The organism is Roseateles sp. P5_E1, assembly GCF_054049335.1.
This window is the reverse complement of the sequence record NZ_JBFUMN010000429.1, coordinates 1-536: the sequence shown is the minus strand read 5'-3', so window position 1 is coordinate 536 and position 536 is coordinate 1. Positions and strand designations below refer to the sequence as shown.

Below are 536 nucleotides of genomic sequence, written 5' to 3'. Positions count from 1 at the left end.
ACAGTGGACTGCATGGCCGGGGCGCGCATCGTACTGGGCTGGCTGGAATGGCCGGTGGCGCAGCTGATGTCGCTGTCGATGGCGTTGGTGGGCAATTTCGATACGGCCTACAAGGCGTGGCGACAGGCGCACGGCAACCAGTGGGCGGGCTCGACGGTGTTTCTGGGTGCGGTGGCGCGTGCCAGCGTGAGCGCGGAGCTGCGCGAAGACGCGCACGATTACAGCGATGCGGGCATGGTGCCGGTGTGGCGCCGCCTGCCGGAACTGCGCGATGCGATGAGCCTGGTGTGGCGGATGCTGTTGCTGTGGATGGCCGCGCTGGCGCTGCTGGTGATTGCCGGCTGGGTGACCTGAGCGGTCGTCACGACGCTGGGGCGATYAGCCCGGTGCGAGCCAGGTAAACGGAACCCACGGCAGGTTGCGCGCGATCCAGTACAGCGGCAACAGGGTCAGCCAGAAGGCAGGCTTCATCAACAGGGATATCAACGGCTGCATCCAGTGCGGACGCCAGCCGAGTGCCCAGCCCAGCACCAGCG

At 67.1% G+C, this 536-nt stretch carries 1 pseudogene; it reads left to right on the top strand.

The window, feature by feature from the left end:
- Positions 1-354, top strand: a pseudogene (locus tag ACXJKJ_RS31915) (hypothetical protein); the annotation flags it as partial.
- Positions 355-536: the final 182 nt, after the last annotated feature.